This window comes from Nitrospiria bacterium (genome assembly GCA_035517655.1).
GTDB lineage: Bacteria > Nitrospirota > Nitrospiria > JACQBZ01 > JACQBZ01 > JACQBZ01.
The window spans coordinates 39,232-49,844 of the sequence record DATIYJ010000068.1 but is presented as its reverse complement, the minus strand read 5'-3'; the positions used below and the strand labels follow the sequence as shown (position 1 = coordinate 49,844).

Genomic DNA, 10,613 nt, shown 5'->3' with positions numbered 1-10,613 from the left:
ATCGGCGTTATGGTTTCACGTATAAAATCACTGGTCACCAAATAGTTAACGTGGATAAAATGTCTTTCCCACAATAGCGTCACCATATCGTCATCCGGATTACTTGGATCATATTCTCTCCCGACGATCTCCAATAAACTCGTAATCTCGTCTTTATCAATGCCTTCATGGAAAGTTACCTCTCGAACCCCGTCCACGAAGAGCTTGAATGCCAAGCTTTCCAGCCTGTTCGTGTTCTCGTACACAACCTGCCCCTTATAGTAAACGGCGTATTGCTTGATTTTCAGCTTTAACGTCTCATATTCACGAAGATGAGTATCGAACCGATTTTGAAGTTCTTGAAGGAATTTTTGGTAGACGGGATTATTGGGAAGATAGATTTTAAGGGTTTTGGCCGTTTTGGTCAGTTGGAGTAGAACGTCTTTGACCGACTTGAGCTCTTCTTTATCAATCTCGCCATCCGCATCGATTTTAGAATCAGGGTCTGAACTTTTAACCGGTTCTGGGAGTTTCGTATCCATCTCTGAACTCTTGTTTGTGATTAATTATAGATGCGGACCGTCTGAATGTCAAAATCGTTTTTTGCGGATATGTCTGCATAACGGCTTGACAAGCCAGTGGATTAAGGTATGATGAAACCCGTTTGACACGGCAACATTTCACGATTGGGAAAACTAATGAAACCTCTTCCAATGGATATCCATACCAGAGAACGCTTTCTAAACAATCCCCTTCCCGGTTCACTGATTAAAAAGGTATCTTGGAATACCATAACACCGGTTGCAGCATACGAACGCATCGCAACCGGTCCGTATAGTTTCCTGTTGGAAAGCGTGAAGGGATCGAAGACAACCGCACGCTATTCATTTGTAGGAGGTGAGCCTTTCCTCGTTTTGAGGACGAAGGGTCTGCAGGCAGAGATTCATCGGTCAGGTTCTCGTCAAGTCATCCAAGAGTCTCCGTTAACGATTCTGAAAACCCTGCTTGATGACTTTTGGGTACCCCGGTCGGAGGGATTACCCTGTTTTCCTGGGGGTGCCGTCGGGTTCTTCAGTTACGACCTCGTCCGTTTGTTTGAAAAACTTCCTCGGCTAAGTCTGGAGCACCCCGGTTGGCCGGATCTTTTGCTCATGTTCACGGATACCGTCATCGCTTTCGATCATGAGCAAAAAACCATCCAGATTATTTACACACCTCCTAAAAGTCATGTTGTGAACACGGACCGGAAGACCCTGCTGGAAAAGGGCCTATGGAAGATTTCACAGATTGAGGAAAAACTGACAGGTCCAATCCAATGTCGTTTTTCCAAACGCCGTTCGACTCCGGCGGGTCGTCCAGATTCGAACTTCACGAAGGAACAATACATTAAAATGGTTCTGCGATGCAAAGAATACATCGCCGCGGGTGACATATATCAGGCCAATCTTTCACAGCGCTTTTCGGCTTCCTTTGATCAGGACCCTTGGTTGTTGTATAAAGTCCTGCGCAAAATCAACCCCTCTCCTTTTGCTGGCTTTCTCCACATGGAAGACCTTTATCTGGTTAGTGCCTCTCCCGAGCGTCTTATCCGGCGGCAAGGCGACTTTCTTGAAACTCGACCGATCGCAGGCACTCGACCCCGAGGGAAAACCTCCGACGAAGACCGGGCTATGCGCACGGAGCTTTTTTCCAGTGCGAAAGAGCGGGCGGAGCATCTAATGCTGGTTGATCTTGAGCGGAATGATCTTGGCAAAGTCTGTCGTTACGGAAGCGTCCAAGTCGATGAGTTCATGGTAGCCGAACGTTACTCACATGTAATGCACATCGTTTCCAATATCCGGGGGACCCTTTCACCCGGCACGCATCTTCTCGATGTCATCCGATCCGTCTTTCCGGGCGGAACCATTACTGGCGTGCCCAAGATCCGTTGCATGGAGATCATCGAGGAATTGGAGCCGGTGGTGCGAGGTCCGTATACAGGCTCCTTCGGATACATCAGCTTTGCGAATGAAATGGACCTCAATCTGATTATCAGGACGTTTGTGATTAAAAATAACCGCGCTTATATCCAGGTTGGGGGCGGCATTGTCGCCGATTCGGAACCTGAACGCGAATATGGAGAAACTCTTTACAAGGCTGAGGCCTTGCTTCGTGCTCTGAATCATTTGCGTTAAGGGACAATGCGCATCTACCTCAACAACAACTTTGTGAGCGAACAGAACGCCGTCATCTCCGTATTCGACCATGGTTTTCTTTACGGAGACGGCGCGTTTGAAACCCTTCGGGCTTATGGCGGCAGGCTCTTTCGGCTCCGCCAACACCTGCGACGGCTAAAAGAATCGGCGCAAGGACTTGAAATCTCCCTTCCTCACACTTTCCCGGTATTAGGTCGCCTCCTCTATCAAACCCTGTCCGTTAACCATCTCGAAAATGCGTTGCTTCGAGTCTGCGTTTCTCGCGGTCGTGGACCGATTGGTTTGGATCCTGCTCTCTGTCGAAAGCCCACGTTTGTAATTATTCCAAGGGTCTTCAATGGCTATGGCCCCCATAAATACCATAACGGTTTAGAAATAACCGTGGTCTCGGTGCGCAGGACCCCTCGTCAGGCCTTGGATCCCAAGATTAAATCGTCCAATTTCCTCAACAATATTCTAGCCAAAATCCAGGCCAAACGAAACCATTCGCACGAAGGGCTGATGCTCTCTGTTAACGGTCATTTAACCGAAGGTAGTATCAGCAATTTTTTTATCGTGAAGCGAGGCCGTCTTTATACACCGGGGGTCAATTTGGACATTTTACCAGGCATCACGCGTGGGCTCGTCGTCGATTTGGCCAAGGAGTCTGGCATTCCTGTGAAAGAAACCCGTCTTAGACCTTCTGACCTTTACAATGCGGATGAGTGTTTTCTGACCAACACTTCTATGGAAGTCATGCCTGTTGTAAAGGCCGACGGATTCACGATCGGGGGCGGAAAACCCGGTCCTATTACTCGTCTTTTACAGGAATTGTATCGAAAAACCGTTCGACGCGAATGTCAAATTCGGATGAGGCCTTCTAGAGCTAAATGACGTGTATTAACGAAGGGGGGCACTCGCTAATGAGATCTCCATCTAAGAAGAAACCTTCTCAGGGATTTTCTCGATCTTGATCTTGGCGATTCGTCGGTCCGCCATGTCAACAACTGTAAACTTATATTTTCCATGCTGAATAATCTCGCCGCCGCGGGGAATACTCTGGATCTGTGAAAGAAAAAACCCGCCCAATGTTTCGTACTCTGAAGATTCAGGCAGAGATAGACCGTAATCATCATGAAGATCACGGATTGACATCGAGGCATCCACCACCATGGACCCATCCTTTAACCGTTCGACGGGGCGTTCGCTCCGGTCTACCTCATCCTGGATTTCACCAACAATTTCTTCGACAAGATCTTCCAACGTAACCAGGCCTTCAACACTACCGTATTCATTAACAACAATGGCCATCTGAATTCGTCGGCGCTGAAGCTCTTTTAATAGATGGCTCACTTTCATCGTTTCCGGAACGAAATAAACGGGTCGAATAAGATCCTTTAAGACAACCGGTTCTTTGCTGACTAATTGACTCATGAGATCCTTGTAGTACAGAATTCCCACGATTTCATTAACCCCTCTGCGATAGACCGGGTAACGAGAAAATTTATGGGTGGACACAATCTTCAATAGGTCATCCGCTGCCGTATCGATCTGTAGAGCATGAATTTTCGGGCGAGGAATCATCACTTCCTTGACCGAAATATCCGTAAATTCAAACACGCTGTGTATTAAATCTTGCTCGGTCTGGTCAAAAATTCCCTTTTCGCGCCCTTCACGGATCAGGATTTTTATTTCCTCTTCCGAGACAAAGGTTTTCTCATGCGAAGTTGGTCCTTTAAATAAACGAAGCAACAGTCGGCTTGAAATGGTCAGGATTTTGATAAACCTCGAAGTAATTTTTGACATCCAAACGATCGGAAGAGCCACGCGAAGCGCAATGTATTCCGAATATTTAAGTGCGAGGGACTTTGGAACCAGTTCCCCCATGATGAGCGAAAGATAGGAAATCACAAGCACGACACTTCCAACCGCCAGAGCTTCACTGGCCTTTTGGACCGTTTCATTCGGGATCAGCTGGATAGCGGGTTTTAATGTTTCCACTGCAATGACGCCACCCACGGCCGCAGCCAAGGAACTCACCAGTGTTATACCGATTTGAATCGTTGCCAAAAAGCGCTCGGTATCTTCCTGAAGTTGATGGACAAAAACCGCCCGACGATTGCCTTGCTCAAGTAGCTGCTTGATCCGACTTCGGCGAACTGCAATAATCGCGATCTCGGAACACGCGAAGAATCCGTTCAACAAAATAAGCAAGAAAATTGAAACTATTTCTACCCAAGTATGAGTCAAATGGCGTCCTTATTTATTCAATAAAACGAGTGCGACGATAACATAAAATAGATTAAATTGCAAGACGGTATTGTATATTGGCAAGACGGTATATTTAGCAATACATTGATTTTATTTTATTTTTTTAATTTTATAAAAAATTATTGACATCACAGTCACAAATCATATATATAATACATAAATTTGATCGGAAAGGTGGGAATTGTGCGCTTTTCAGCAAAGGGAGAATATGGGGTATTGGCTGTATTTGAACTGGCCAACCATGCGCAAGAAACTCCTTTCCAAGCTAAGACAATCGCGAAGAACCAGCGGATCCCGCTTCGCTTTTTGGAACAGGTTTTAAGCAGCCTTCGAAAAGCCGGTCTAATTGAAAGTGTGCGGGGTGCACAAGGCGGATATTCATTGAGCCGGCCGCCCTCCGAGATTCGAATTAGCGATGTTTTAGAAGCGATTGAAGGTCCGATTAATCCATCCAACCGCGCGTCCGGAAACGCCGACCGTTACCGACCGTATGAGGGAATGGACAGCGGTGATGATATTCTAAAACCAATTTGGGAAGAAGCTCGAACGGCCGTGATGGAGGTTCTGGATTCCATTACGATACAAAATCTATGTGAACGAAAGCAGGAAAGGGAACGACAGAAAGTTTTGATGTACCATATATGATGCGAGTTTTGTGAAGCGATGAGCACCCAGTCGGACTTGATTATACTGATATCGATCACTCTTTTTGCCGCATTCGTCAACGGAGGGCTGGGGCATGGTTTTTCGTCCATCACCGTACCGGTCGCGCTACTGTTCTATACCAATCGGATTTTGAACCCTGCCCTGGTTTTGGTCGAAATCTTCATTAACAGTTACATCTTACTGATTAACCGGAAAGGCCTGTCGAAGGTTTGGAGACGTGTCATCCCCATCCTGATCGGGATGGTACCTGGCATCATCTTCGGCAGTTATGTCCTGTCGTACGTACATCCCGGCTGGATCAAATTCACGACCTTCGCCGTTCTTCTCCCTTTAATTCTCTCTCAAGCAGCCGGCGTGCGCAAGCCCATCAATTCCGAACAGGCCGTGGGCCTACCTTTCGGTACCGGTGTCGGTTTTCTTTATTCCGTCACCACCGTTTCGGGCCCTCCGCTGGCCCTCATGTTCAACAACCAAGGCCTTGTGAAAGAAGAATTCCGGGCGGCTCTGGGTCTCATCCGTGTAACCGAAGCTCTGCTTACCGCGAGTGCGTACTACTTCCTGGGTCTATACAGCGTTCAAAGCGGGGGGATCTTTGTATCGATCGCGCCGAGTGTTTTGATCGGCGTTCCTCTGGGCGCTTTTGTAATCCACCGGCTTAATCCGGAAACCTTCCGGAGACTTTGCATGAGCTTTGACGCCTGGGTCGTTGGGTTCGGACTTTCCAGAGTTTTAATCGAGCTTAATCTGGTAACCAGTCCATCGGCGTATCTGCTCTGGTGCTTTGTCATCGCTGTTGACACGTTTCTTCTCTATCAATTTTTCACAAAAGGTAAACTCTATCAATCCCAGAAGGTGAAAACCGTTTAGATTGGGGTGATCGCATGAATAGAGAGTTCTCTTCCGCGCCAAAAGTCAGCCTCGGGCATACCGTCAATCGACAGACGGTGGAAACCGATGTCCTCATTATCGGCGGCGGAACGGCCGGTTGCCTCGCTGCCACCGAGCTACGTGAACGATATCCGCATCTTAAAGTAACGATCTTGGAAAAAGCCCATATCGACCGAAGCGGGTGTCTGGCCGGCGGGATGAACGCCATCAATGCCTATCTGAATCCGGGAGAGACACCGGAGAGTTTCGTAAAGTATGTGCGATTTGATTCCTGCGGCCTGATCCGCGAGGATTTGGTTAAGAGTCAGTCGGAGTTGTTCGAATATTGCGTCAAAAAAGTCGAGCGGTGGGGTCTGCCGATTCTGAGCGATGAAAAAGGCAACTACCTTCCCCGTGGACGATGGAATATCAAAATTAACGGCGAATCCTTAAAACCCATCCTGGCCAAAGCGGTCCGGGACGCTGGCGTCCAGATATTAAACTGGACGGTTGCAACAAATTTTTTACGCCGGGAACGACGCATTATCGGCGCCACCGGCTTCAGCATCCGCAACGGCAAATTTTATATTATAAAGGCAAAGGCCGTGATCGTGGCCACCGGTGGCGCCGCGGGTCTTTACCGACCCAACAACACCCATGATGCTCAACATAAGACCTGGTACTCTCCCTACAACACCGGGGCCGGTTACGCCATGGGGATTCGTGCCGGGGCCGAGATGACCAGCTTTGAAATGCGCTACATCGCTTTGAGGACCAAGGATGCCATCGCGCCGACCGGCACGATCGCCCTCGGGGTCAACGCGCCCCAAATCAATGGCAAAGGCGAAAAATTCATGGCGACGCGCTACACCCATTTGGGTGGCGACAGCGCACCAACGCCGTATCGGGCTTACGGACCCATCATGGAGTTAAAAGAGGGGCGGGGACCGGTTTATCTAGACACACGTCATATCAACGACGAACAGGTTAAGAATCTGAAGGCCGCCTTTCTAGATATGTATCCCTCCCAGGTTCTCTACTGGCTTTCGAACGATATTGACCCGAGCAAAGAACCGGTTGAAGTTCAGTTGACCGAACCCTATATCGTCGGGGGACATTGTCAGGCCGGTTATTGGATCGATATCGATCGTCGAACAACCCTAGAAGGACTTTATGCCGCCGGGGATGTCGCCGGAGGCGCGCCGTTCAAGTTCGTCAGCGGTTGTTGGGCCGAAGGGGTCATCGCGGCCCGTGCGGCGGGAAAGTACGTCGACCAAGTTCAGCGGGCCGAGCCCGATGACGACTGGATCAACCGTGAGCAGGGACGGGTCTTTCAGCCGCTGCATCAGCATGGCAGAATTTTTGCCGGGATCCGGGCCGACGAGGTAGAGTCGAGACTGCAAAAAATCATGGAGGAATACGCCGGGGGTGCTTCTCGATATTACGAAATGAACGAGGCGCAGCTCCTTGTGGCACGAAAACACCTTGCCCAACTCCCGAATCAGCTGGACCTCCTCGTTGCCGAAGAACTCCATGATCTGATGAAGGTTCATGAAATCTTGGACCGGATCGATGTGGCACAAGTTTTGGTCGAACACCTGCTCCATAGACGAGAAACCCGCTGGCCAGCCTATCAGACCCGGATGGACTATGCGGAGCGAGATGATCAAAACTGGTTGAAGTTTGTCAACTCCCGACGGAATCCAAATACGGGAGCCATTACGATGCTTGAACGACCGTATGAACAATTGGTTCCAGGAGACCGATACAAACCCTAAAAGACCGACTGATTAGATAAGGATGCTTTATGCCTGTTATTGTTGACCCAGTAAAATGTGACGGCTGCGGAAATTCTGTTCAACCACCCTGTGTTCGAATGTGCCCGGGCGACCTTATCGTGAAGGACCTAGGAACGAACAAGGCTTATCTCAAGTATCAGGACTGCTGGGATTGTCTTGCCTGCGTGAAGGCCTGCCCGGAAGAGGCCATTCTGTTCCGGCTCTCATTCCAACTGGGCTTTCCCAACGCGAGCCTCCAGCCACATGTGCATACCACACAGAACGTGATCACATGGGAAGCGGTCGACAGCCGCGGCCATAAAGAGACCTTTACCATTCCGACCAAGGTCCTCCCGGTTGCGTTAGATGAAAAGGTCGAAGGATCAGGACCGCCCGATTTTTCGATTTGATTCGATCCTTTTGGGGATGAACGGATGGGAGGTAGCATCATGGGAACAACAATCTCTCCACAGAAATTGACTGTGGATCTTTCCAAGATCCCAGCCGAGGTTTTGAAAGAGATCGAGATCTTCGAAGGCGAAGTCGCCCGTCTGAAACGGGGCGAGATCACGGCGGATCAATTCAAGCCGTTTCGTCTGCAGCACGGGGTGTATGGGCAACGGCAACCGGGCGTTCAGATGTTCCGGGTCAAGATTCCACTGGGACGACTGAACCCGGCACAGCTGAGGCGGTTGGCGGACGTGGCCGAGACCTATGCTTCCGGTGTCTGCCATCTTTCCACTCGCCAGAACATCCAGATGCACTTCGCCATGATCGAAAGCGTCTCGACCATGATGCGGCTGATCGCCGAGGTCGGACTGACGACGCGCGAGGCCTGCGCCGATACCGTCCGCAACGTCACAGCCTGTCCGATGGCCGGCATCAGCCCCACCGAAGTGGTGGATGTCACCCCGTACGGGCTTGCGATCACACAACACTTTCTGCGTAATCCGATCTGTCAGAAGCTGCCTCGGAAATTCAAGATCGCCCTTGAGGGCTGCACCGACCAGGATCACGCCGCCACCGCAGTGCATGATATTGGGGTCACGGCCCGGAAGCGAGACGGACAACTGCGCTTTCGCATCGTGGTGGGAGGCGGGCTGGGCTCTACGCCGCGGACGGCAAACGTTCTGGACGAGTTCGCGCCGCCCGAAGACCTGGTCGCGATCTGCGAAGCGATCATCCGAGTCTTCGACCGACACGGCCAGCGTCAGAACCGGTACAAGGCCCGCATGAAGTTCCTGGTTGAAAAGCTGGGGTTTGAAAAATTCTATCAGCTCTGGAAGACCGAACTCGATCTGGTTAAGTCGCAAAACGGCCACTACACTCTTCCGGCAATTGAAGAGGTCCCGTTAAAGCAACCGGCCTCTCCCCGAGCCTGGAATCGGGAAATGGCGGCCGGTCCGTTTGCGACCTGGTTGAAGTACAATGTCTTGCGGCAAAAGCAACCGGGTTACAACCTCGTCACGATCAAGATTCCACTGGGGGACATCAAGAGCGCCCCGCTTCGCGCCGTGGCGGACATCTGTGAGCGGTTCTCTGACGGATACATTCGGGTCACGGTCCAGCAGAACTTCGCGATGCGTTGGGTCCATGAAGCCGATCTCCCGGCCGTGCACGATGCCTTGGTGAAGACCGGACTGGCCGAGGCCGGATCGGATCGGATCGAGAACATCGTCTCTTGTCCCGGAACGGATTCCTGCGGCCTTTCGATCACATCGTCCAAAGGTCTGGCGCGGGCCCTGTCCGGTCCGTTTCCACCGGGGGATCCGGTCAACGATGATCTCGCCGGAATGTCGCTAAAGGTTTCCGGCTGTCAGAATGCCTGTGCGCAGCACCAACTGGCCTCGATCGGTTTTCAAGGTGTTGGAAAAAAGGTGGGTGGTCACACCGCGCCTTTCTATGAATTGCATCTCGGAGGGTCGCATACACAGATCGGGTTGCAGGTCTTAAAAATCCCGGCCAAGCGGATTTTGGACGCGGTCAAACACCTGGTCCAGTGGTATCGAACCGACCGACAAGGGGGCGAGACTTTCGAACGGTTCGTGCGGCGTATAGGCAAAGACAACCTCAAAGAAAGGCTGATGCCCTTCACGTTCCTTCCGGCCTACCAAGAGGATCGCAGCTTCTACGTCGATTGGGGGGATGAAAAGGATTTTACAACGGAGGATCTAGGCCCGGGCGAATGCGCCGGAGGGGCCTACGAAATGATGGAGGGCTTCCTTTTCGAGGCCGATCAGGAGCTTCATTTGGCTAGCGTCATGGTCGAAAAGGGACAGACCGGACATGCAGTGAACAAGGCTTATCGAGCGATTGTGGCCGCCGCGAAGGGTCTTTTGGTCCTGGAAGGAATCGATTCCTCCATTGATTCCGAGATTCTATTCAAAGCCGAAACGCTACTGGTTGGAAAAGAAATCCTGCCCAGGACGTTTGCCCGCCTGACCGATCAGGTCAAGGATCTTGGACCGAAGTCGCCCACGGTGGAATTTACACAAGAAAAGATCGCTTATGCCAAATCGTTTGTCGAGGCCAGTCATTCGGCCTTCGACAAGCACGGCCGCACGCTTAAACAAGGGAAGACCCATGCCGCTGCCGTAGCACCGGAGGCGGCCGGGCGACCTGCCGAGAAAGCGCCGGCGAAAACGGTTCCGGCCGTCCTGCTCGACCTGAGCGGCGTCGCCTGCCCGATCAATTATGTGAAAACCAAGCTGAAACTGGAGGAGTTGGAGATCGGTCAGCGACTCGAGGTGATTCTGGACGAGGGTGAGCCGATTCGAAACGTTCCGAAGAGTCTCCTGGGCGACGGGCAGAAAATTCTGTCCCAAGAGAAAGCGGACGATCACCATTACCGTCTTCTGGTAGAAAAAGTTTTCTAAAT

9 protein-coding genes are annotated in these 10,613 nt (G+C 51.0%); 7 read left to right on the top strand and 2 right to left on the bottom strand.

Annotated elements, in window-relative coordinates; genetic code table 11:
* Nucleotides 1-521: hypothetical protein (locus tag VLY20_12725; GenBank protein HUK57509.1), on the bottom strand; the 521-nt coding region annotated here is incomplete at its 3' end.
* 156 nt (nt 522-677) lie between these two features.
* Here VLY20_12725 and pabB point away from each other — a divergent pair.
* Nucleotides 678-2,153, top strand: coding sequence for an aminodeoxychorismate synthase component I (gene pabB / locus VLY20_12720; GenBank protein ID HUK57508.1), 1,476 nt, complete (start codon nt 678-680; stop codon nt 2,151-2,153).
* Nucleotides 2,154-2,159: 6 nt separating this feature from the next.
* Entirely contained in the window at nt 2,160-3,047 is an 888-nt protein-coding gene (locus VLY20_12715) for an aminotransferase class IV (protein HUK57507.1), read from the top strand.
* 42 nt (nt 3,048-3,089) lie between these two features.
* Here VLY20_12715 and VLY20_12710 read toward each other — a convergent pair whose 3' ends face one another.
* The gene (locus VLY20_12710) at nt 3,090-4,403 is read right to left on the bottom strand and encodes a hemolysin family protein (GenBank protein HUK57506.1); all 1,314 of its coding nucleotides are present in this window, start codon (nt 4,401-4,403) and stop codon (nt 3,090-3,092) included.
* A 204-nt stretch (nt 4,404-4,607) separates the two neighbouring features.
* Here VLY20_12710 and VLY20_12705 point away from each other — a divergent pair, with 204 nt between their 5' ends.
* The 5 genes from VLY20_12705 to VLY20_12685 are packed head-to-tail and all read left to right on the top strand — an operon-like array spanning nt 4,608 to nt 10,611.
* A complete protein-coding gene (locus VLY20_12705; protein HUK57505.1) occupies nt 4,608-5,069 on the top strand; it encodes an Rrf2 family transcriptional regulator in 462 nt (153 codons plus the stop codon).
* 18 nt (nt 5,070-5,087) lie between these two features.
* On the top strand, nt 5,088-5,957 hold the full coding sequence (locus VLY20_12700; GenBank protein ID HUK57504.1) for a sulfite exporter TauE/SafE family protein: 870 nt from the start codon (nt 5,088-5,090) through the stop codon (nt 5,955-5,957).
* Nucleotides 5,958-5,971: 14 nt separating this feature from the next.
* Entirely contained in the window at nt 5,972-7,735 is a 1,764-nt protein-coding gene (locus tag VLY20_12695) for an adenylyl-sulfate reductase subunit alpha (GenBank protein HUK57503.1), read from the top strand.
* A gap of 29 nt (nt 7,736-7,764) precedes the next feature.
* Nucleotides 7,765-8,145, top strand: coding sequence for a 4Fe-4S dicluster domain-containing protein (locus VLY20_12690; GenBank protein ID HUK57502.1), 381 nt, complete (start codon nt 7,765-7,767; stop codon nt 8,143-8,145).
* 39 nt (nt 8,146-8,184) lie between these two features.
* Nucleotides 8,185-10,611, top strand: a complete 2,427-nt coding sequence (locus tag VLY20_12685) for a sulfurtransferase TusA family protein (protein HUK57501.1) — start codon at nt 8,185-8,187, stop codon at nt 10,609-10,611.
* Nucleotides 10,612-10,613 lie beyond the last annotated feature (2 nt).